Here is a 23,585-nt window from a genome sequence, read left to right as displayed (position 1 = left end):
TTAAATATAAGTAAGTTCTGTATTAAGTTTTCGAATACGCTGTAAGCTTCATATGCGCTGTTAAGGGTATGAAAGGTTGGATGAGGAAAAGATGGTTAAAGGGCTCGGCAAAGAACCGTGTATCCATGAGAATTGCCAATTGCACAAGGTTGAGTTGGGTCAGTATACAGAGATAGGAATTAATAATGTCTTCGAAAATGTAAAACTTGATGATTTTTCCTATACAGGACAGTTTTGTATATTGCAAAATGCTGAAATAGGCAAGTTTTCCAACATCGCAGCTATGGTAAGAATTGGGCCTACTGATCACCCGATGGACAGGCCAACCTTGCACCATTTTACTTACCGTCGCCTGAAGTATGGCTTTGCTGACTCGGACGATGAATTCTTCTTCCAAAGGCGGACGGAGCAAAAAGTTAATATAGGTCATGATACCTGGATAGGACATGGCGCAATTATCATGCCTGGTGTAAAGATCGGCAATGGAGCGGTAGTGGGAAGCGGAGCGATTGTGACGAAAGATGTGGATCCCTACACCATTGTAGTCGGAGTGCCATCGAAACCAATTAAGCAACGATTTGCTGAAGATATCGTCAGAAAACTAGAGGTGATTAAGTGGTGGAACTGGTCTTATGAACTCATTAAAGAAAGGCTTAATGACTTTTACCTTTCTATTAACGAGTTCACAGACAAGTATTATAAAGCAGGTGAATAAATGAAAGAGATACTGGCGATAGAGCATTTATCAAAATCTTTTTTCATCCATAATTTAGATAAGCACATTCAAGCATTGCACGATATTTGTATCGATTTGAAAGAAGGCGAATTTGTCGGGATCACAGGGAAAAGTGGTAGTGGAAAATCAACTGTGTTTAAGTGTATTTATCGAACTTATGCACCACAGAAAGGTAGGATATGGTATAACTCCAAAAAGTTTGGCTTGGTAAACTTAGCGGAACTATCGGAACGACAGATGATTTATCTTAGGAAACATGAGATTGGCTACGTGTCTCAGTTTTTAAGTACCATGCCCAGGACAACTGCCCAGGAACTGGTGAAACATGCGGTTTTAGAGATGGGGTATGGGGAAGATTACGCGGAACGAGAAGCAAATAGTATGCTGGAGCATTTTGAATTAGACAGAGAATTATGGGACTGTTACCCAGGCACCTTTTCCGGAGGTGAAAAGCTGCGTCTGAATATTGCCAGAGCTATGGTCAAGCGCCCAAGGCTATTGCTGCTAGATGAACCGACAGCAAGTTTAGACCAGACCTCCAAATTGAAAGTGAGAGAACTTATAGAGCAATTGAAAAGAGACGGAACGACGATGATGGGAATCTTTCATGATCTCGAATTTATGGAAAACCTCTGCAGCCGGGAATATATCATGCGTGATGGAAAATTGGAAGATAATTAAATTTAACCTAAATCTTACAATAGGTTAATGGGGACTTAATAAATTTCAGGTAAAATAATTGTAGGTTATCCACATTGTTCTTAGTGGAACTAGGTTTCAATGGGGAGGGTAAATATGGGTAAATATTTCAAACTTGAGAGGAGAATAAACGTGAAGAAAGCCCCATTACTTGCACTGGTCATTATTCTTGTGTCATCTCTTTTAGCAGGTTGCGGATCCACAACTTCATCTTCGTCTTCAGGATCAGATTCAGACGTTAAAGACCCTGCTACCATTACTATTGCCTGGTTACCAAATAATGCAGCAGAGGATTTTAAAGAAACTCGGGCCGAGATCGACAAGGTTATTGAAAAGGCCACTGGTTTAAAAGTAGAAGACAAGTTAACCACGGATTACGGAATTACTGTTGAAGCCATAGCCAGTGGTAATGCCCAACTAGCCTTCTTAGGCGGAGAATCTTATGTTGAGTCTCACAAAAAGAATCCTAAGGTTGTTCCCCTCGTGGTCAACAGCGGAGCATCCGGTACCTTGGAAGATGCCTTGTATTATAGCCGGATGCTGGTTAAAAAAGGCAATGAAGATCAATACAAATCTGGTTCAGATTACTCCATTGCTAACATAGCCGGGAAAAAGTTCTCTTTTGTTTCTACAAGTTCGACATCCGGATTTAAAGTGCCATCTTCAGCTATCGTCTCCGAATTCTCCAAGCAAGACAAATGGAAGAATCTGAAGGCAGAAGACCTGCTGCAAGGTGGCAACGGGAAGTTTTTCAGCCAAGTGCTTTTCGGAGGTTCTCACCAATTATCTTTAGTGAATGTGTTGACGGATAAATCTGATATCTCAGCGGTCGATGATGTTGACGTGGTAAGTTATGTAGATCTTACTTCAGGAGAACTTAACAGACCGGGAGCAGTATACACTGTTAAAAAGGACGCTGCTGATCCATTCAGCAAATTGGCAGGCGCGCAATATGTAATCATCAAATCCATCCCGGTTATGAACGGTCCCATCGCAGTAAATTCTGGCGCGTTAAGTAAGAAGACCATGGATGCGATGATTAAAGCGCTTACCTCCGATGAGGTAGCCAAGAACGAAAAGATTTTCATACCTAAGGATTCTAAAGCTAAAGGCTTTTTCAACGCACCACAGCATTTTTTGATCACAGATGATGCTTGGTATCAACCCATCCGCGATCTGAGCAAATAACATATTTAGGTAAAGTTGGTTAGATGGAGAAGAAAATAGTGGATAGTATTAGTTAAATGAAGGGGTGTTGAAATCAACCACAACCATGAGAAATAATGGGCAAGGTTATTTCAACACCTCTCCTTCAGTTTAATCAGAGAAAGGAAGTAGATTATGGCATTATTAGAGTTGAAAAATATCACAAAATATTATAATCAAGTAATACCAGCCTTAGACAACGTTAGTTTCTCAGTCGATGTAGGAGAGTTTGTTTCCATCATCGGTCCTTCTGGAGCGGGAAAGTCGACCCTTCTGCGCTGTATTAACCGGATGGTTGAAGCGAATAGCGGGGAGATTTCCGTTGACGGTGTAATCTCCTCAAGTTTGACCAAGAAAAAGTTGAGAACGCTAAGGACAAAGATTGGGATGATCTTTCAGCATTATAATCTGGTTGATCGTCTGACGGTTATCGAAAATGTGCTCCACGGTAGGCTCGGCTATAAATCAACGCTGGCAGGAGTCTTAGGCAGATACAGCCAAGAGGAAAAAAAGCAGGCTTTGCGAATTATCAGGATTTTGGGCCTTGAGGAGCAAGTTTATAAGCGGTGTGATCAGTTAAGTGGCGGCCAAAAACAGCGGGTAGGCATAGCGAGGGCATTGATTCAAAACCCTAAAATAATTTTATGTGACGAGCCGATTGCCTCATTGGATCCTAATGCATCGAAAATTATCATGGATCATCTAAGAGACATTTCCACAGAAATGGGAATAACCGTTATAGTAAATTTGCACCAGGTTGAGATAGCTTTGAAGTATTCGGACAGAATTATCGGTGTTAATAAGGGGAAAGTTGTTTTTGACGGATCTCCCTTGGAATTAACAGCTGGACAGATTCAGACTATTTATGGATCGGAGTCCGAAGATTTGATTTTCGATTTGGGACAAAGACATGCGGGATGATATTTTCACCAAGCGTCGGAATGACAACCTGGGATTTTTTGCGTTACTAATCGTTCTTACTATCGGCTCGATTATCATCACTAAGTATGATGTAATGAAAGGTTTTAGCAGCATCAGCAAGGCATTAATATGGGGCGGGAGCAATTTTTATCCGGATGCAGAGTCATTGAGGATACTACCCCAGATTTTGCCCAAGTTGCAGGAAACAGTCTTGATGTCCATCGCTGCAACGACCGTAGCTGCGGTTTTTGCCCTATTCTTGTCCTTGGCTGGGTCCAGAACGACAAGGATAAACAGGATCTTTAGTGTTATCAGTCGGGGTATTGCCTCTCTCTTTCGTAACATACCACTTGTGGCTTGGGCCATGGTTTTGATGTTAGCCTTCAGCCAAAGCCCATTGACCGGTTACTTTGCCCTGTTTTTTGCTTCTCTTGGATTTCTGACACGTGCCTTTATGGAAACGATCGATGAAGTGGGCAATAACTCAATTGAGGCCTTGCAAGCGACGGGGGCTGGTTATTTCCACATCATTTTTCAGGCAGTATTACCAGCCAGCATGCCCCAGATGATCAGTTGGTTATTGTATATGATTGAAACGAATATCCGTGACGCTACCCTGGTTGGAGTGCTTACCGGAACGGGTATCGGGTTCTCCTTTGATTTGTATTACAAAAGGTTTGATTATCATGCAGCTAGCCTAGTTGTGATTTTTATCGTAATCACAGTTATGCTCATTGAATTTGTATCAAATAATATCAGAAGGGTGATTTTGTGATGCTATTTGAAGAATCAATCAAAGGGTGGGCTCAATTAGGTGATTCCGTAAAGGATAATATTAGCGTGAAATCGATCAACCCTCCCCTAAATAAAGCGTCATTCGCTATGCGGGCTATATTGTTGACATTATTAGCTTTAACGATCTATTTTTTCTTTTCTCTTGATTATCAAGGTATTAACGTTCTTCAGGGCTTTGCTGATACATTCGATAACTTTAAGACGATTTTTCTCCACCCTCATGCCCATCGTTTTACTTTAGGAGAAGCTTTCGTAAATGTTGTGGTGACTTTAGGGTTGGCCTTTTTGGCAACGTTGATAGGTGGTATTATTGCTTTGTTTTTGGGACTGCTGGCTGCTCAAAATTTGGCTCCGAAACACGTTACCAATTTCATTAAGGGCTTTGTCGCTTTTATTCGAGCTGTGCCAACGATTTTATGGGTTTTGATTTTTGCTGTGGCCGCTGGACTTGGCAGTGCTGCCGCAATTATCGGTTTGAGTTTTCATTCAATCAGCTATTTAACTAAGGCCTTTTCTGAGTCTTTTGAAGACCTAGATAGAAGTGTCATTGAAGCCTTAATGGCTAGCGGCGCCAACTGGTGGCAGATAATTTTTCAGGCGGTTATACCTTCCTCGGTTTCCTATTTGCTTTCCTGGACTTTTTTGAGGTTTGAAATCAATTTTGCTAACGCCGTGGCTATGGGTGCTGCAGCCGGTGCAGGCGGTATCGGATTTGATCTGTTTATGGCTGGGAATTTTTATTTCGATCTACGAGAAGTGGGCGTTATCACATATCTTATTATAGCCATTGCGATTGTTCTTGAAGTGGCTTCGATGAATATCAAGCAGAAACTTCAAAAAAGTACGTAATCTTCGTTATTGAATAGATGAGATGATAAGGGGTTTGATCAATCAAAAAGTAAGGAGTAATCACAAATGAAAACAAAAAAGGTATGCATTCACAACGCCCAGATCATTTTGCCCGAAAAAATTGTTAAGGGTCATATTATGATTGATGGACATAGAATTTCAGAGGTAACAGAAAGCATTTTTCCTAAAGTTAAAGGCAATCCTGATCTCACGGTGATTGATGCCGAAGGTTGTTATGTTATGCCGGGAATGATCGATCTACATAGTGACGCTATCGAAAAGGAGATCCAACCAAGGCCTAATACCTTATTTCCTATAGATATGGCTTTCTATGAGTTGGAAAAAAAACTTGCTGTATGCGGTATTACAACGATGTACCATTCTCTTAGCCTAAGTGATGAATGGGGAGTTCGCAATAAAGACATGGTTGTAGGAGTCATCAATAGTATTAATCGGCTTAAAAGGACTCGTTCTATGATTAATCATAAGATTCACCTGAGATACGAGTTGACCTTCCTGGCTGGGATTAATATCTTAGAAAGCCTTATCAGAGATAAGAGCATAGATTTCATGTCTTATATGGATCATACTCCTGGTCAGGGACAGTTCAAAGATGCAGAAGCCCTTAAAAGCTTTACGATGCAATCCTATGGAAAAAAGGCGCAGGAAGTCGAAGAATTTATGGATAAAACCATCGAGCAACAGGCTATGATTGATTGGTTTAAACTTAGGAGTTTAGCTAAACTTGCGAAAACAATAGGAATTAGATTGGCGTCCCATGATGATGACACAAGAGAGAAAATTGAGACGCTACTTGAATGTGAAGGGGTATTAAGCGAATTCCCTATTAACATAGAGACGGCCCTTTACGCAAAATCCCGAGATATTTATGTTTGTGTGGGCGCCCCCAATATAATACGCGGGAAGTCCCATAGTAACAATATGAGGGCGATTGATGCCATTCTTAATAATGCTGCAGATATCATGTGTTCTGACTATCTGCCCAGTGCGATGCTTCCTGCAATTTTTAAACTTACAAAGGAAGGAATTAAGCTAACGGAAGCTGTTAAGATGGTCACGTTAAATCCCGCTAAGGCTCTGGGGATTGACAATGAAGTCGGAACAATAGAAGTTGGAAAATGTGCGGATTTAATCTTTGTGGTAATGCATCAGGATTATCCCATCATTCGGAAAACTATGGTGGGTGGGAATATTATTTCTCAATCAGAATTTTTGGTGTTGAACTCCGAAAGAGTTGATAATGTATGTTGATTAGACAGGACCTAGAGAATGTAAGTAAGGAAATGAATTATGAAGAGTATCTCAAATATGTTGAAAATGTGCTCAAAGAGGAAACTATCGAAGAATCTGCTACACAACTTAAGACTCTCGGCAAATTTCAAGAGTCTAGCGATGGGTTGTGGGAACCCGTTCCGTATTCAGGCTATACTTTAATTACCCCAACCTTTTTTGATGACAGTGAAAACGTCGATTTCTATGGGCTGCTAAGCGATCTCAGAGAAGAATTGTTTTGGAATATTCTTTTACCAGGGACTGTTTGGGCACCAACGCTTGCTCTACATATGACGATTGGGAGGCTGATATCAGGAGATGTTTTTGCCACGAGGATTATGAACTCACGTGAAGAAGAATTTCTGCTTGCTTTAAACCAGGTATCACCAACTACGAAGTCTAGAGCTTTAAATTATGAAGTCAAAGGGCTTTCTATTTTCCCTCAAGGAGTAATAGCTGCCATTGTTTCTCCGGTAACAGAAGATGATTATCAACGCCTACAAGATTTTAGAAATAATCTGTATACAGATGCAGTGTTAAAGCAGTTAGGCGTTGAGAGAAAACGTAATTTCCGAGGACATATAACTTTATTTTACCTCGAAGAAAAATTATTCAAAAAAGAGAGTAAAAAACTTGCTGGTGCTGTCGCAGATATAAACAGAAGATCATTCGCGAACCCTTTGCCCTTCATTTTAGAACGGGCAGAGGTGAGAAAATTCGATAATTTTTCCGAATTCTACCGTCGGGACCATTGGCCTGTATATAGGTTCTAGCCTTCTTGACGATTTAAGCTTGAAAGGTGATTTCGTGAATCAATTTAGTAAACTGATAATAGAAGAGTCACTAATAATCTCCAAACAATTAAGTGCTTCAGGAGAAGGGGAACCCAGCGCCTTGGCAGGAGTGGCTCTATCTAAAGATGAGCTTGAATTTGTTGCTGTCAATTCCCGCAATAAGATGACTGTCGCTAGGCGGTTAATGTTGTTAATTACCATAGTAGTAACCATATATCTTTTCCTTAATTGTGATTTTCAGACGATAATTCTCCAATCCTATGCTAATGGATTTACTTTAGGGGACGCTTTCCAGGAAATCGTGTTAACTTTGGGGTTCGGATTAATACCCACGCTGCTTGGTGGAATCCTTGCTTTATTTTTGGGACTGCTGGCCTCCCGAAATTTGGCCCCCAAACAAGTGGTCAATATTATCAAGGGATTGGTTATGGTTGTTCGAACAGTACCTACAATAATATGGGTTATAATGATTGCTGCGGTGGCAGGGTTTGGTAGTGCTGCAGTCGTTGTTGGTATGACGCTTCATTCGCTTAGCTATCTGACAAAAGCTTTTTCTGAGTCTTTTGAGTGCTTAGACCGGAGTGTTATTGAAGCTTTAATGGCCACTGGCGCTAATTGGTGGCAAATTGTTTTTCGAGCGGTTATCCCTTCTTATGTTAGCAATTTGTGTAATTGGACTTGCTTGAGGCTTGAGATAAACTTCGCCAACGCCATTGCCCTAGTTACGGCGGGGACAAGTGGGCTGGTTTCTTTTGACTTGAGAGAAGTAGGGCTGATTACCTATTTCATTTTAGCTTTTGCCATCGTATTAGAGTCGGGTTCTATGAGATTTGGAAGAAGATTTTCCTATTAGACACGAAAGAGTTGATATGTATGTTAATCAGAGAAGCAATAGAAACTGATCTGCCAAGTGTTATTGAGCTACTAAAAGCTATGGATGGAGAAGACGGCATAGATAGCGATGAGGCGGGGGCAGTATGGTGTAAAATGATGGAATATCCCTATTATAAAGTTTTTGTTGTGGAAGATGACAAGCGTATTGTCGGAACTTGCAGCCTTATCATAATAGATAATTTAGGCCATCAAGGTGCAAAACTTGCAGTCGCAGAAAGCATGATTGTAAGTCAGGATTACAGAGGACGCGGCATGGGAAGTAAATTGATGCAATTTGTCATGGGAAAGGCTCAGGAGGAAAATTGCTATAAACTTATGCTTTCCAGTAATAAAAAAAGGATTGAGGCTCACAAATTTTATGAGCAGCTGGGTTTCCAGCAACATGGAATAAGTTTCATGATAGAGGTAGGTAATAAATGATTGATTTACACGTACACACAAACATCTCAGATAATTTCTTGAGTGCCAGTGAGGTTATTCGGCTGGCTAAGGAGAAGGGAATCACCCACCTGGCTATAACGGATCATGATACCACGAAAGGATTAACAGAGGCGATAACCCTTGGTCAGGAAATTGGGGTTGAAATTGTGCCAGGGATCGAAATATCTGCCTATGATTATCAGAGAAATAAACGGGCACATATACTCGGTTTGTTCATTGAACCCGGGCATCCCTCCCTGGATTTGCTTTGCACCTCTCTTGTGCAAAATCGAAACCAAGCATCCTACGAGATGGTAAACAAGGTAATTGCAGCGGGGTATGATATTTCCTGGGAGGATGTACGAAAGTATGAAGGGGGAACGGGTGTTTATAAACAACATATTATGCATGCTTTGCTGGACAAAGGTTATTGTGAGAGCATTTATTGTAATCTTTACAAAAAGCTTTTTCGAAGAGGTGGTAGTTCTGAAGCTCAAGGAATCGCTTATATTCAGCTAGACTATATTGATGCTCAAGAGGCGATTGGGGCAGTCCGAGAAGCAGGTGGGATCGCCGTTCTTGCCCATCCGGGCCAGCTCGGTAATTTTGAAGCGATTGATGAATGGGTGGAGTTAGGGCTGGAAGGAATTGAAGTATTTCATCCCAGTCATACGGAGGAGGATCGGCAAATGTCCAAGTACTATGCCCAAAAACATAATTTGATCATGACTGGAGGTTCGGATTTTCATGGCTTTTATGCGGAGAAGCCAGTTGAACTAGGATGTCTGGATTTGGCTCAAGATTGTATTAATGAATTGTTAGCCAGAAAAAGGAGGATACAGGATAAAAACATTCGTTAGAGGGGTAGTAAATTATGAGAACAATAATCCAGAAGGGCAAAATCGCAATTCCCGGTGGTGTTATTGAAGGCTCAATAATTGTTATGGCTAATAAAATTAGCCATATCATTGAAGATGCTGATCCAATACTGGTTCAAACTGATCGTCGGGATTGTGAAATAATCGATGCCAATGGTTGTTATATTATGCCTGGCCTTGTAGACTTCCATTGCGATATGCTTGAGCATGCCATTCAACCGAGGAGAAAAGTATTTTTCCCGTTAAATCTTGCTCTACATTCTGTGCAGACGCAGTTCTTAGCGGCTGGTATAACGACAGTCTTTCATCCGGTATCCTTTGCGGGTGAACCGGGACTGAGATCAAATGAAATGGGAAATGAGATTGTACGGGAAATAGCTCGATTTCGCACGAACATTAATTCCGCGCTGCGGCATTTTATCCATGTACGCTGTGAATTGAATAATAAAGCTGGCTTAGATATCCTTAGCAATATTTTCGACGAAGGAATGGTGGACCTTTTTTCAGTAATGGATCACTCACCTCGTTACACAAGGTTTAAATCATACCTCGATTACAAAAATTACGTGGAGAAAAACAGTAGCTTTTCAGGCGAAGAACTGGAATCTTATACTCAAGCACAATGGGAAATGTCTGAGGATAATAATTCAGAGGTAACTGAAAAACTCATGGAGTTAGTGGCTAAATATAATATTCCATTTGCCTCTCATGATGATGACACTCCGCTGAGAGTAGAAAATTATCGCCTTAAAGGATCGACGATCAGCGAATTTCCCCTAAATGAAACCACAGCAAAGTACGCAATAGATAATAACCTATTTTCGGTTGTGGGCGCTCCGAACCTCTTGCGAAATAAATCTCATGCTGATAATCTCTCAGCACGTTTTGCTATTAGAAATGGACTGGCTAATATTATCTGTTCAGATTATTATTGTTTTGCGCTTTTGGCCTCAATATTTATTCTTGTTGAAGAAGGTTTGAGTCTTCATGAAGCAACTTTTTATGCTTCACTCTATCCTGCTATGGCAACTGGTTTAGCGGGAAGACTTGGATCATTAGAGGAAGGCAAGGAAGCAGATCTAATACTTGTTCGCCATAATCCCGGAGATCTCCCCATAGTAGAAAAGGCTATGGTAGCGGGTAAATGGACGTTCGGTAGATGATCAATAACATTCCCGGCAAGAGAGGGTTACGATATTATGAATGATGAAGAAAGAGAAATGTATGAATTTGCTAAGGACTTAACGCATTCTGCCGGGTCTAAATTAAGACTAGAACGTCAACACTCTGTAATTACCGTAAGGGAAAAAACATCCCAGATGGACCTGGTTACGGAGCATGATTTACTAATTGAAAAATTATTGGTAAAGGCTATTCTAGGAAAGTACCCAGGGCATGGAATACTAGCTGAGGAATGTCAGACATGGGTTAGTTCGAATCTTGGCGGTTATACGTGGGTTATTGATCCTATTGACGGGACCATTAATTATTACCGCTTTGGTAAGGATTACGCCATTTCCCTTGCCTTGTACAAGGGTGAGACCCCGATTTTTGGCTTAGTGTATGATGTTGCCAATGGTGTTATGTTTAGTGCTGGGCAAGGAGAAGGGGCAATAATGAATGGGGCTCGCTTGGATAGTTTGCCCGATCAAAACGAGGGGCTGAACAAAGCGGTTGTTGGCATCAGTTTGAGAACTATGAGGGAATTCGCTGGTATGGGTATGGATATATTGGGAATGTTGGCCAGGGCCCAGGCCTATCGATATTTAGGTTGTGCGTCTCTTGAGTTGTGTAAGGTTGCCAACGGGGAATATGATCTATTTATTTCATCAAATGTCCATGAATGGGATGTTGCTGCTGCTAGAATCTTTTTGGAACAACGGGGGGGAGGGGTTCTTATCCGCAGAAAAGACGATAATGGATCACCCTGTGGTAAGTTATTGGTAGCTGCTTTCCGTTCGCCATTGATATGGGAGGAAGCGTTCGAATACCTTCCTCAATGTCTCAGAGATAAATTTAGGGCTTAGTTTTGAGTAATTTGAGTATGTCGAAGGTGAGTATGTCGAAGGTGAGTATGTCGAAGGTGAGTATGTCGAAGGTGAGTATGTCAAAGGTGAGTATGTCGAAGGTGAGTATGTCAAAGGTGAGTAGGCCGAAACGATTTAGTGGGGAAGGTTTACTTTACAGTAAATAGAAAATAGCGGTATAATAAGATTGACTTATTCTCAGGGCGGGGTGCAAGTCCCCACCGGCGGTATCCCAGATGATTCTGGGGAGCCCGCGAGCGCTCCTTTTGTTTAAAAAGGAGGTCAGCAGATCTGGTTTAAATCCAGAGCCGACGGTATAGTCCGGATGAAAGAGGATAAGGTAGTCAGCATAATCTAATTTACATCAGAATCTGAGATGAGGTTTATTTGGTTTTGCTTACTGTCTGTCTCTGTGCCCTGATTCTAGTAAGTCGACTATATTAATAGGAGGCGTATTACTTTGAATCAAACATTATTAACTCGGTTCGGAAATTCTGTTGAGAGAGTGGAGAGGGCTCTTGACGCCTTGCGTCGTGGCTTAGGAGTCTTAGTTACCGATGATGAACAAAGGGAAAATGAAGGAGATATTTTCTTTGCTGCGGAGTCTTTAACTAATGAGCAAATGGCGATGTTAATCCGCGAAGGCAGTGGTATCGTCTGTTTGTGTTTGACGGGGGAAAAGGTCAAAGCCTTAGAACTGCCTATGATGGTGGAAAACAACACGAGCAGTTATCAAACGCCATTCACAGTATCGATCGAAGCTGCGAGCGGCGTCACTACAGGTGTGTCTGCTGCTGACCGAGTCGCAACGGTGAAAGCGGCGATTGCAGATCATGCGCGTCCGGATGATCTCCGACGCCCAGGGCATGTTTTTCCTTTAAGGGCCAAACCATTAGGTGTATTAGAACGTCCAGGGCATACTGAAGCGAATGTTGATCTAATGAAGCTTGCTGGACTTAAGCCTTATGGAGTATTATGTGAACTCACAAATCCTGATGGTACAATGGCGCGTCTGCCAGAGATAGCAAGCTTTGCCGAAAAAAATGATATGACCGTGGTTACGGTTGACGATATAATTAGTTATCGAAAAATGAGAGAATAGAATGAGGTTCGGGAGACTTTTAACATGCCTTTAGGGTATGTCAAAAGTCTTTCTTTTTTGTTAAGAATTAAATGAGGTTACGAATACCTATCGCAACTAGTAAGACACCAGAAATAAGTTCGGAATGATGCCCAAAATGGAGAAAGTTTGCTCTAATACCCAGGTCGTAGCCAATAGTTATTGTTATTAAACTAAAGAAAAAAACTGAAAATATTACTGGAATTAATGAAAGCCCACTCAGACCTGCTCCTAAACCGGTAACAAAGCAGTTTAAAGAAAGAGATACACCTATGATTGCTGCCTCATTAATACTAATAATCCCATTAGCATTACGATCCGCTTTTGCAGGATTATTAATTATATCGATAAGTAATTGAACAACTTTAGATCGTTTATAAATCATCGGAAATAGATTTTTCTGTAAGATTCTACCGAAAGAAATCCATAACCCAATGACTATTAATAATAACGCGCCTACTAAATTTGCAAACGGAAATACCTTGTTTAAAAATGTTCCCATTGACATAGCAAAGGATGTTGCCATTATTGACATAATAGCAATCAGTAAATTTGAGAAAAAAGGAATACGGATTTTTTGTAAACCATAACTTATTCCTATACCTAAGTTATCTAAATTGGAAATAATTCCGATTGATATAGAAATTCCTAATAAATTATGCATTTTTTTGCCTCCAAAAATCACTTAAATAAGGTGATTTTATTTTGTTCAAAGACTGAGCTAATAAACTGTAAATTGCTGGGCATTAAATAGAGCCTTCTAACACTTTTCATGTTGGAAGGCTCTTAGTTATTTATAATAGGTATTGAAAATGGGCTGCGAAGTAAAAAATTCAAGATGAACCAAAGTCCCTAGTCGTTAGTATTTTCGTCGCTAGGTACTTTTGATTCTGTCACTTGGTCAGTTACCTGTTCAGCAGGAGCGCTTAATAATTCAGGTGAATTTTGAGAGGACAATAAAGACGAACCTTTAACTTGATCAACAAAGTTTAACACAACGGTCGTGCCTTTGACTATTGCCTTACGGGCGCCTTCTCTTGCTTCTGGTGATACTACTAGTACTATTGCTGCAGCGCCAAGGATAAAACCAAAAGGTGATTTCTTGATAAATTTGAACATTATGAACACTCCTCAAAAAGTTAATTGCAACAAAGAAATTATATAAAGTAGTTTCCAAAATTTCCATAATTTATTCGCGTTACCCTTATAAGACTAGGTCCTAATAAAATTAAGTAACATTTTCTTGACGAGTTTTTCTCTAAAAATCTGATCTTCGTTCCAATTAAGCTTTCAGGTATAAATTAGCATACTTAGGAACATACTGAATTCTGTTACATTGGAAAGGATTGGAGAAAGGTGAGGGGGGAGAAATTGGGGATTCTATTCAATCAGCCTAAACAACGGCATATTCGAAAATTGCCAGGAAGAGTACGTATAGAAGTATTTGGTCTTAAGCACAACGTGGAACTTGCAAAACAAATCATTGAGGTGTTAGGCCGATGTGAAGGTATTGAGATGGTATCTCCATGTATAGATACAGGTAGGTTGCTAGTATTGTATTGTGAGCAGAAAATTTCAGTTGCAGTGATTATAGATAAGCTCATGATAATTGAAGCTTTACCTGCTATCACCTTGCATAATCAATCTCAAATAACTGAACAAGTATATAACGAAGTGGCGGCTGCTACGGTCGAAGGTGAAAACTTAGAGGACTCAACTAAAAATTATAATCCTCATATCTTTTCGCTATCCAATTTAAGTGCAGTTAATTCCAATTCCTCAATTCAATCAGAAATTAAAAAAACACAGATACCGCTTCCCTTAACGCTTTCCGTGGGAGGACTGGGAATACTTGGCATTAAACATCTATTTTGGGGCAGATCGGCATTAGCCAGAAGCTCCACGGCCTTTAATCTAGCGGCGATGTTAGCAGTGGTCAGTGGTTACTCGTATTTTAAGCGTGATCCTTCTCAGACGCAGCATAAATGGCTTAATCCAGAGTTTTTGATCGGGGCCAGCGCGCTCACTCTTGCTCTTGTAAGGGAAAATATAGTTGTTCTTGCCGGTTTAAGTATTATGCAGTATCTAAAGTGGAAAAGAGAGCAGCTTAATTTAGGCATAGTTAACAGACCTTTATCACCCGAAATAGAGCGTTACAGTCAGAAGACAAGTAAGATGAGTACCCTTTTGGCGGGGGCAACATGGGCATTTACGGGAAGTCCTCTGAGGGGAGCTGCGGTCCTCCTGGCTGGTAACCCCAGGGTAGCATCTTTACCAGCACAATATACTTGGGATCAAGCAGATTTTACAGCTCGAGAAAATGGGTATATGATCCCCGAAAATACTTCGCTTGAAGAATTAGCAGCGACCAATTGTATCGTTATCGAAGATACCTCTCTCATTGTTGGCGAACATTTGACAGAGATTGAGTGCATCTCCAATGAGGACGATGAGTCTAAATTATGGCATTTGGCTGCTTCAATTATGAAAAAAACAGGACATTCTTGGCGAGATAAAGTAACTCAGCAGGCTGAAAAAGCGGGAGGAACCCTGCGTACTGCATTTAAAGTTGAGCAATTTGCTCAAGGTACCAAAGTAAAAGTCCAAAACGCTGAAGTTTTAATGGGAAGTCTAAAGTTCTTAGAACAAAATGAGGTGATTTGTGATCGTTTTTTACTGGAAGTAAAGAGAAAACAAAAACACGGTTATGAAGTGTTGTGCCTAGCAAGAGAAAAGGTTTTTCTTGGCATTCTAGTAAGGAAAAAAGAAATTGTTTCAAATGAGTTTTATAAGTCGATAAATTATTTGCGGCAAAATAATATGAATGTGAGTATCTTAAATGATAGTTTAAATTTGAGCCGCGAAACCCTCCATCAATTAGGACTTAAGACTGACTGGTTAGGTGTTGGCAAAGAAGTATTCTTAGAGAGAATTGCTGGTTTGCGTCAGAGCGGAAAAAATGCTCTTCTTATCAGGGGGAATGATGAGGATGTAAAAGTGGTTAATTCACTTAACGTTTCATCGATCTCCATTGAAAAGATAAAAGATTTATGTAGGGCAATTGATTATTCACAAAACATTAAAACAACAGTGCAGCAGCATTTTAGAATAGCTAAATTATGGAATAAGCTGGGTACATTTCTAGCTATTCCTCTATCGGTAACTGCCCCAATTGTTAATCTGCTTTCAGATGGAATTACCTTAATTCTACTAGCCCGAAGTAAAAGGATCAGCGAAAGTATTCAGGCCCCAAGTTCTACCCTTAAGGAAATACCAAGAACGAAAGCGAACGCAACAAAAGATAAATTACAGTCTTTAAGGAAGGAATCAGGAGTTTCTTGGCATGCTATCCCTCAACAAGAAATCACCCAAAATTTTAAAGTGGATGAAGGTCAGGGATTAACAACTGAACAAGTAATCGCCCATCGTCAAAAATTCGGCTTAAACAATCTAGAGCGAAAAGAACAGGAACCATGGCTAGTGTCTTATTTGGCACAGTTTAAAGAATTTACGACCTTGATTTTATTGGGAACATCTCTAGTTGCTCTTGCCACTGGATCTTGGTTTGATGGATTGGCAATGGGGTCGATCCTCTTAGTAAATGCTGCGATTGGTACTGTTCAAGAACGCAAAGCCGAAAAGGTAATCGAAGCGCTCAATCAATTTCAACCTCCCCTCTGCAAAGTACTAAGAGAAGGAAAACAGTTAGAAATATCAGGAGATGAATTGCTTCCGGGTGATATCGTGAACCTGGAGGCTGGTGACCGGGTACCCGCCGATATTCGTTTGCTGAATTCCTGGAACCTAGAAATAAATGAGGCAGCTTTAACAGGGGAATCCCTACCTATCAATAAGAATCCCCAGGTTGTAAGCGGAGATTGCCCTTTAGCAGAGCGCAAGAATATGCTCTACTTAGGAACCGATGTGACAAGAGGCAAATGTATAGGAATTGTTGTTAAGACTGGGATGGCAACCGAAATTGGATACCTAATGTCTCTAATGGAGGGGCAGGAAAAAGTTTTAACTCCTCTGCATGAGAAAGTGACTGGTATCAGTAAAACGTTTATTAAAGGGGCAGCACTAGCAGGAGCTTTAGTATTTGTTGCTGGGTTACTGAGAGGACGACCCATTACTCAGATGATTACCACTTCGATTACCCTGGCAGCCTCTGCTGTACCGGAGGGACTCCCGGTCACAATAACTATCGCCTTAAGCGCAGGTATTTTCCGCATGGCTAAGAAGAACGCCTTGATACGTAAGTTATCAGCACTGGAAACATTAGGACGAACAACCGTCATTTGTTCTGACAAGACGGGTACTTTAACCAAAAATGAAATGACGGTAAAAAGAGTAGCTCTCATAAATTCATCGTATGCAGTGGAAGGAAATGGATATGAACCTGTAGGGCAAATTACCAATGTCAGTTCATCAAATTCCTTGGCCAAGGAAAGTATTCAAGATTGTCCAGAATTACAGCAACTGGCTAGAATTGCGGTTCTTTGCAATGACAGCAAGCTCATGCAAGAAAACGAGTCGTGGACTACTAAAGGTGATCCAACAGAAGGAGCACTTTTAACGTTTGCGGCAAAATTTGGTCTCTGGCAAGAAAAGATGGTTCATTGGCATCGAGTACATGAGGTTCCATTCGACTCCAATTCTGGGACAATGAATGTAGTATGTAAGGATACTCAGACAGACCAAGATTGTTTTATATTTTGTAAAGGGTCTGTTGAGGTAGTTCTTGACCGATGTAAATGGTATCAGTTGGATGGGAAAATTCAGCCGCTGACTGAAGAAACGAAAGAATTAATCCATAGGCAAAACAAAACCTTGGCTAGCGATGCTCTAAGGGTATTAGCCTTTGCTTATTGCCCAACAGAGTGGATTGACGGGCAGCCTACTGAACCTAAAGTAATCGACGACCAGCTTATTTACGTTGGTTTAATGGGAATGATGGACCCGCCAAAACCTGATGTAGAAAAGAGCATCTTAGAAGCCTATGCTCTAGGGGTGAAGCCGGTGATGATAACAGGTGATCATCCTATTACGGCCATAGCCATTGCCAAAGAACTTGGAATTGGGGATTCAAATACTCAAGTTCTAACGGGTCAGGACTTAGATCAACTCACCGACGAAGAATTAGTTAGCCAGGTCGAAGAAATCTCTATTTTTGCAAGAGTAACCCCTGAACATAAACTTCGAATTGTAACAGCTTATCAAAAATGTGGGCATATTGTTGCGATGACTGGAGATGGAGTTAATGATACCCCCGCAATAAAACAATCAAATGTTGGTATTGCTATGGGTCGTACGGGAACCGATGTTACTAAAGCTACAGCGGATATGATTCTGAAGGAAGATCATTTTGGTTCGATTATCGAAGGGGTAAAAGTAGGGCGAACAATAATTGGAAATATAAGGAAATCAATTGGTTGTCTTTTAACTGGGAATCTGGCAGAAGTATTGGTGACCGCTGCCGCAGTTATTGTAGGGTTACCTATGCCACTTGTACCAATCCAAATTCTATTAATGAACCTTCTTACGGATGCAATACCTGCTATGATTTTAGCGGTCAACCCCGGTAATAAAACAAAGCAAACTGCTCGCCAAGATATTGTGGACAAAGAACTGTACTCTAAGGTCATTACGCGCGGGATCTTGTTGGGGGTTGGTTCGTTAGGCTTATTTGCTGCTACTTTAGCAGCTGGTGCACCGCTAGTTGTTGCCCAAACGACAGCCTTTTCAGCACTGGTTGTGGGCCAATTGGTACAAACTCTTTCTTGGAGACAAGAGGGTTCCAAAGAGAGTATTAAGGAATCCTTAAAAGACCGCTATCTAGTTTTCGGTTTAGGAGCATCCTTCCTAGCGTTATTAGGAGCGATCTACATTCCTGCAGCGGCAGGCTTCTTCCACACAGCGCCACTAATGCCTCAACACTGGTTGAGTATCCTTTTAGTTGCTGGTTCAGTTTCCATATTATCAAAACCGTTTCTATTCCTGGTATCTAAGAAAAATCAAGTGGGTTTGGTGCCCGGTAAATCGACCGTTCTGTTAAATGGAAATGTGAGCGTGTAAGCAGAGGGGATGACACAGATCATTGTCGATGCTCGATAGGATCGAACGGATGGAGGCCAAGTAATGTTTAAAAACATAGAGAAGACTGGTTTGATAACGGGTGTTGCTCTTGGCTTAACGGCTACAACCATTCTGCCTATTATGAAGAGCACACTTCTTAACCTCGGAATCATTGGGGTTAGGGGAACAATAAGCTTAGTTGATAGTACTAAAACAACTGTTAAACTAGCTAAAGAAGAGATAGAGGACATAATTGCCGAAGCACAGTTTGAAAGAATGAAAAATCAATTGGATAAGGAGATTAATCTCCTGTCGGAAAACTGACAAAGACAAAGAGATTTTCATGGAGAAATACGAGTTTCATCAGAGCTGAAAGGTGTGATTAACGAGCGTGTTAGATGAGCAGAAAATAGATGAAAATTTGAGACAAGCTCTATCCCATATTGAATTGGCCATAAATACAAGTATTACAGCAGGAGTTGAAAGTCCTTCAGCTCAGAAGTTAATTGGGCAGAAGTGGGAGGCCTTTCTGGGACAATTTTTTGAGTATGCACGCGCAAAAGGAAAGGAGCAACGAGTCAATCTATTAGGGTGGATAAGCTTTCCTCGTATTCGGCATTAATTAAAATGGAGGGATAAGTTTGTTTAGTAAGGGTACTTTATGGGCTGGGGCAATTTCTGGTGGGATTGCCCAAATAAAAGGTTCTCGCGAATTTACCACTGGGAAGATAAATGCAGATGAGTATGTCGCCCATACCACAATAAACGTTTCAGAAACTTTAGGTCTGATGGCAGGATTGGAGTATGGTGCGGTACTTGGTTCGGCTTTAATTCCCGGCATTGGTTCTATAGTTGGAACCATTCTTGGTGGTATTTTAGGAGATCGTTTAGGAAATGTGGTAGGTATACAGGTAGGGAATTCTATTATGAATCAAACAAAGTTAGAACGACAACGCCTTAATTAATGGGAGATTATCTGTCTGAGTAGCAAAAGTGAATTTCAACAAAACATTAATAAATAGTTTTCTATCATCAGGGTAGAAAACTATTTCTGTTATGATTACAACACTAACGTCTTAACAAAAATAATAATGGTTTACACGCTTAATGGTGCACTTAATTCGTTTCTGTCAGCAGTGTCAACAGACGTTACCAAAGCCATCTCATGTTAGTATATGCTAAACAGGAGATGGCTTTGGTAATCACAATATAGTGTTTAAGGGTAATATGCTTCTATTGATTAAATTTAAGTAGAAAGTATTGGCAGTTGGTTGCAGGAATTTAAGGCCTTCTTATGATTCAAGGATAACAAACGTAGAATTGGCTTTGAACCAAGGGTAGCGGGACCAGCGGCTATAAGAATATATACCCAATGTTTAAAATTTAGTTGAGTGGTATGAAAAAAACCGGCAATCGGTGGAGCATATAGGGAAGTGAGTAATGCCAGGAAAGATACACCGAGACCTGCTAAGAGGTAACGGTCTTTTAATGAATCCTTAGTAACTTCTTGGAGGGTGCTTTCTTCTGTACCCTCTCGTCGCCAAGAAAAGGTCTGCACGTAGTGCCCGATTACTAAAGTGGTAAAAGCAACAGTTTGGGCGACTGCAAGTGGTGCGCCAGCGGCAAGCGTCATGGTAAATAATCCAAGTGTGCCAGCGGCAAGCAGTATTCCTCGGCTAATCACTTTTTGATATAAGTCTGTGTCTATAATATCTAGAGGTTTGGTTATTTGTTTGTCATTATCGTAATTGCGTGGGGTCATCCCTAAGATCAGAGCTGGAATAGCATCAGCTATTAGATTTATCAGGAGAATCTGAAGAGGAATAAGAGGCATAGGCAGGCCTACCATGACCGCCGTTGTCGTAACTAGAATCTCCGCTAAATTACTTGTAAACAAGCAGCCAATCACTTTTCGAATATTGCCGATAATATTTCGCCCTTCTTTAACTCCCTCGATAATCGAACCAAACTGATCCTCTTTTAGCACTATATCAGCGGCTGCTTTAGTAACCTCTGTCCCGGTTCTGCCCATGGCAATCCCAATATTAGCCTGTTTGATAGCCGGTGTATCATTCACTCCATCCCCTGTCATTGCTACGATATGTCCCAACGCTTGATAAGCTTTCACAATCCTTAGTTTATGTTCAGGAGTCACCCGAGCGAAGATTCTGACATTTTCCGCAATACTGCTCAGCTCTTCATCCGATAGGCGGTCTAAGTCTTGTCCTGTCAGTACTTTTTTATTTCCGTTGCCTATACCCAATTCGTTGGCAATGGCGATAGCAGTGATTGGATGATCGCCTGTGATAATGACCGGTTGGACTCCTAAGGCATAGGCCTCCCGAATACTTTTTTCCACATTTCGCTTTGGGGGGTCCATCATGCCTGTTAATCCTACAAAGATCAATTCTTTTCCGATTTCCTTAGCTTCGTTGTCAATCCATTCGATAGGGGAGTAGGCAAAGGCCAAGACCCTTAGAGCTTCAAGGGCGGATACTTCATTTTGTTTCAAGATAGATTGTTTCTTTTCCTCAGTTAAGGGGTGAATCTCGCCATCTTGTTGATACCATTGACAATATTCAAGAATTGATTCAACTGAGCCTTTGCAATACACATAACAAGCCTGGTCTCTCTCTGTATCACGACAGACCACACTCATGGTACCTGAATTAGAATCAAACGGGACTTCATGGATCCGGTGCCAATGAGTCATTCGTTCTGGACAGAGCCCGAACTTGCCGGCTAGGGTTAAAAGTGCCCCTTCGGTGGGGTCTCCTTTAGTGTTCCAGTATATCCCATCGTGTTCCAACTTACTGTTATTGCATAAAAGCCCTATCCGCGCGATACATTGTAGCTCAGGATTTTCTAATTTCTGTTCGCTAGCAGTTGGTTCTACGGAATTCATCTCCAGTATAGCCCCTGCCGGCTCATAGCCATCGCCTGTCACAGTCCAAGAACGATTAATCGTTAAGATTTTTTTGACAGTCATTTCATTTTTAGTTAAAGTCCCTGTTTTATCGGTACATATCACGGTTATGCGGCCTAGGGTCTCCAAGGCTGAGAGTTTGCGGATCAGGGCGTTCTTTTTTGCCATCCGGTAAATCCCGGCACTTAAAGCAATGGTTATAGTGACAGGAAGTCCTTCCGGAACTGCCGAAGCTGCTAGGATTATCGAGGTGGAAATCATTTGGGTCAAGGGCCTACCACGGAGCAAACCCACGAGAAAGACTAGTCCTCCAGCTAGGGCGGTCCATTTAATAAATCTCTTGCTGATTCTTGTAACTTTTTCATGCAAAGGGGTAACGACCTTTTCCTGGTCTTTCATCAGGGACACGAGATAACCTATCTCCGTCTCCATCCCTCTGCCCACGACAACCCCGATGCCCTTTCCCCTTGTCACGTCGGTACCCATAAAGAGCATGTTTTTACGTTCCGGCAAAGGACAGGATGCTTCTACAACGTGCTCAATCTTAGCCATCGGCAAAGACTCTCCAGTTAAAGTGGACTCATTGACTTCTAAATTCCAGCAGCGCAGTAAGCGCAGGTCCGCAGGAACTCTGTTTCCTGCTTCTAAACACACAATATCTCCTGGTACAAGTTCATTGCCGTCGATCTCAAATTGGGAGTTTTCTCGGATTACTTTACACTTAGGAGGTCTAAACTCGTTTAAATCTTCAATTACCCTTTCTGCTTTGCGCTCCTGAACGTTCCCTACTGCGGCGTTGGCAAGTAAAACTATACCCATGGCTAATCCGTCAACCACATCACCACTCAGCAAGGCCAACGCTGAGGCCCCTAAGACAACTAGGGTAGTAAATTCTTTAAATTGCCCAAGATAGGACAAAAACCACGGGGGAGGCTTTTTGTGTTTAAGTTCATTTTTCCCGTATTGCGCACTGAGCTTCAAAACTTGCTCGGTTGTTAAGCCTCTGTGCTCATGAGTTGAAAATCTCTTCAAAAGCTCTTCCGGAGTCACAGCATGCCAGGATTCGGCAGAGATTTTGTTAATTTCCCGTCTTTTATTGAGCACAGTTGTGGTTTTTTTGCTGGTATCCAAAAGTCTTGATCTGTCAAAGGTGAGTATTCTAGGAAAAAGACTTTTCTCATCAGGTTTTGAAACTGTTTCTGTAGAGAATTGTTTTGCTCTCATTCCAAGACGATCCGCTGCCATGGTCACAATCCAACTGGGAAACGAAAGCACAGGTGATCTTGTTACTTGTGGTGCTTCAATTGTAGCGGATACTTCTTTTGAGTAAGTGCATAGCTGGTCATAACAGGGTTGACCAAAGAGGAGATATTTTTCCAATAATTCAATTTCATTAATAATTTGTTTTATGGATATCTGACGTGCATCATAAGTTATAAGAGCCCTACCTGTAACAACGCAAGGAGATGCCTCTAGTATGCCTTGAAGTAGATTTAATTTGGAACCGATGACCTCTGCAAATAATCGATTCCTCTTAAGGCCAAATACTTGTATTCGTAACCTGCCGGTCAATGCTCTAATGAACCTCTCCCTACTGTGTAACAATACTTAACCTCCTAGATATTATTTATGTTTAGTGAGTTTTATCCTGGAAAACTTGATTTTTCCACTAGTTTAGCGCCGGATCTTCCTCATAAGTCACGGAAAATCTATAGCGGGGTAGCCAGCGGATAGACAGGAGAAAACACGTGCTTTAGAAAATACAAGGATTAGTATAGGTTATGAAGGATAGTTTTTATGCAGGTAATATAGAAAACTTGCTAGTCCTAAGCGCTGAGCAAGGATGGCCCAGTGTCCCTATAGTCAGGGACAGTGAGAAGTCCTCTGCGGTAGACTTAATTGCTCTGATGTGATGACCACGACCTTAAACGTAACGTTCGAGTTTAGAGCGC

Annotated in this window: 21 protein-coding genes and 1 riboswitch; of the genes, 18 read left to right on the top strand and 3 right to left on the bottom strand. The window is 41.2% G+C overall.

The features are described 5' to 3' along the window. Positions 1-76 precede the first annotated feature (76 nt). From DOT_RS08535 to ribB, 14 genes are all read left to right on the top strand, one after another. On the top strand, positions 77-715 hold the full coding sequence (locus DOT_RS08535) for a DapH/DapD/GlmU-related protein (RefSeq protein WP_242833802.1): 639 nt from the start codon (positions 77-79) through the stop codon (positions 713-715). Further along, positions 716-1,417: an ATP-binding cassette domain-containing protein gene (locus tag DOT_RS08530; RefSeq protein WP_009617086.1), complete on the top strand. Its 702-nt coding sequence runs from the start codon at positions 716-718 to the stop codon at positions 1,415-1,417. It abuts the gene before it with no gap. 150 nt (positions 1,418-1,567) lie between these two features. After that, on the top strand, positions 1,568-2,623 hold the full coding sequence (locus tag DOT_RS08525; protein WP_040411683.1) for a PhnD/SsuA/transferrin family substrate-binding protein: 1,056 nt from the start codon (positions 1,568-1,570) through the stop codon (positions 2,621-2,623). Between the two features lie 153 nt (positions 2,624-2,776). After that, positions 2,777-3,562 (top strand): phosphonate ABC transporter ATP-binding protein, encoded by a 786-nt coding sequence (gene phnC, locus DOT_RS08520; protein WP_009617082.1) that lies wholly within the window; start codon positions 2,777-2,779, stop codon positions 3,560-3,562. Continuing rightward, a complete protein-coding gene (locus DOT_RS08515) occupies positions 3,552-4,337 on the top strand; it encodes an ABC transporter permease subunit (protein ID WP_040411671.1) in 786 nt (261 codons plus the stop codon). Before phnC ends, DOT_RS08515 begins: the two co-directional genes overlap by 11 nt. Next, positions 4,337-5,206, top strand: a complete 870-nt coding sequence (locus DOT_RS08510; protein ID WP_009617077.1) for an ABC transporter permease subunit — start codon at positions 4,337-4,339, stop codon at positions 5,204-5,206. The genes DOT_RS08515 and DOT_RS08510 overlap by 1 nt, the downstream gene beginning before the upstream one ends. Before the next feature lie 66 nt (positions 5,207-5,272). Beyond that, positions 5,273-6,478: an alpha-D-ribose 1-methylphosphonate 5-triphosphate diphosphatase gene (locus tag DOT_RS08505; protein WP_009617075.1), complete on the top strand. Its 1,206-nt coding sequence runs from the start codon at positions 5,273-5,275 to the stop codon at positions 6,476-6,478. Continuing rightward, the gene (locus DOT_RS08500) at positions 6,472-7,272 is read left to right on the top strand and encodes a hypothetical protein (protein ID WP_009617073.1); all 801 of its coding nucleotides are present in this window, start codon (positions 6,472-6,474) and stop codon (positions 7,270-7,272) included. The genes DOT_RS08505 and DOT_RS08500 overlap by 7 nt, the downstream gene beginning before the upstream one ends. A 34-nt stretch (positions 7,273-7,306) precedes the next feature. Further along, positions 7,307-8,146, top strand: coding sequence for an ABC transporter permease subunit (locus DOT_RS08495; RefSeq protein ID WP_009617071.1), 840 nt, complete (start codon positions 7,307-7,309; stop codon positions 8,144-8,146). Between the two features lie 20 nt (positions 8,147-8,166). Beyond that, positions 8,167-8,607, top strand: coding sequence for a GNAT family N-acetyltransferase (locus tag DOT_RS08490; protein WP_009617068.1), 441 nt, complete (start codon positions 8,167-8,169; stop codon positions 8,605-8,607). Continuing rightward, on the top strand, positions 8,604-9,467 hold the full coding sequence (locus DOT_RS08485; protein WP_009617066.1) for a PHP domain-containing protein: 864 nt from the start codon (positions 8,604-8,606) through the stop codon (positions 9,465-9,467). Before DOT_RS08490 ends, DOT_RS08485 begins: the two co-directional genes overlap by 4 nt. A 14-nt stretch (positions 9,468-9,481) precedes the next feature. Continuing rightward, positions 9,482-10,648 (top strand): alpha-D-ribose 1-methylphosphonate 5-triphosphate diphosphatase, encoded by a 1,167-nt coding sequence (locus tag DOT_RS08480; RefSeq protein ID WP_009617064.1) that lies wholly within the window; start codon positions 9,482-9,484, stop codon positions 10,646-10,648. A 36-nt stretch (positions 10,649-10,684) separates the two neighbouring features. Next, positions 10,685-11,512 (top strand): inositol monophosphatase family protein, encoded by an 828-nt coding sequence (locus tag DOT_RS08475; RefSeq protein WP_009617063.1) that lies wholly within the window; start codon positions 10,685-10,687, stop codon positions 11,510-11,512. 190 nt (positions 11,513-11,702) lie between these two features. After that, a riboswitch (FMN riboswitch) is annotated at positions 11,703-11,853 on the top strand. A gap of 119 nt (positions 11,854-11,972) precedes the next feature. Continuing rightward, the gene (gene ribB, locus DOT_RS08470; RefSeq protein WP_009617059.1) at positions 11,973-12,614 is read left to right on the top strand and encodes a 3,4-dihydroxy-2-butanone-4-phosphate synthase; all 642 of its coding nucleotides are present in this window, start codon (positions 11,973-11,975) and stop codon (positions 12,612-12,614) included. A gap of 67 nt (positions 12,615-12,681) precedes the next feature. Here ribB and DOT_RS08465 read toward each other — a convergent pair whose 3' ends face one another. Beyond that, positions 12,682-13,296, bottom strand: coding sequence for a manganese efflux pump (locus DOT_RS08465; RefSeq protein WP_009617057.1), 615 nt, complete (start codon positions 13,294-13,296; stop codon positions 12,682-12,684). Positions 13,297-13,484: 188 nt separating this feature from the next. After that, positions 13,485-13,751 (bottom strand): hypothetical protein, encoded by a 267-nt coding sequence (locus DOT_RS08460; RefSeq protein ID WP_009617055.1) that lies wholly within the window; start codon positions 13,749-13,751, stop codon positions 13,485-13,487. Positions 13,752-14,003: 252 nt separating this feature from the next. On the opposite strand from DOT_RS08460, the gene DOT_RS08455 reads away from it, so the two are divergent. From DOT_RS08455 to DOT_RS08440, 4 genes are all read left to right on the top strand, one after another. Continuing rightward, positions 14,004-18,707 (top strand): HAD-IC family P-type ATPase, encoded by a 4,704-nt coding sequence (locus tag DOT_RS08455; protein ID WP_202798703.1) that lies wholly within the window; start codon positions 14,004-14,006, stop codon positions 18,705-18,707. Between the two features lie 63 nt (positions 18,708-18,770). After that, positions 18,771-19,031, top strand: coding sequence for a DUF5132 domain-containing protein (locus tag DOT_RS08450; protein WP_009617052.1), 261 nt, complete (start codon positions 18,771-18,773; stop codon positions 19,029-19,031). Between the two features lie 67 nt (positions 19,032-19,098). Beyond that, positions 19,099-19,329, top strand: coding sequence for a hypothetical protein (locus DOT_RS08445; protein ID WP_009617050.1), 231 nt, complete (start codon positions 19,099-19,101; stop codon positions 19,327-19,329). A 19-nt stretch (positions 19,330-19,348) separates the two neighbouring features. Next, positions 19,349-19,672, top strand: a complete 324-nt coding sequence (locus DOT_RS08440; RefSeq protein WP_009617048.1) for a hypothetical protein — start codon at positions 19,349-19,351, stop codon at positions 19,670-19,672. A 281-nt stretch (positions 19,673-19,953) separates the two neighbouring features. Here DOT_RS08440 and DOT_RS08435 read toward each other — a convergent pair whose 3' ends face one another. Next, positions 19,954-23,238, bottom strand: coding sequence for a cation-transporting P-type ATPase (locus DOT_RS08435; protein ID WP_009617047.1), 3,285 nt, complete (start codon positions 23,236-23,238; stop codon positions 19,954-19,956). Positions 23,239-23,585 lie beyond the last annotated feature (347 nt).

Source organism: Desulfosporosinus sp. OT, assembly GCF_000224515.1.
Classification (GTDB): domain Bacteria; phylum Bacillota; class Desulfitobacteriia; order Desulfitobacteriales; family Desulfitobacteriaceae; genus Desulfosporosinus.
Note: the sequence above shows the minus strand (reverse complement) of the source record. Positions and strands in the feature narration are given on the sequence as shown.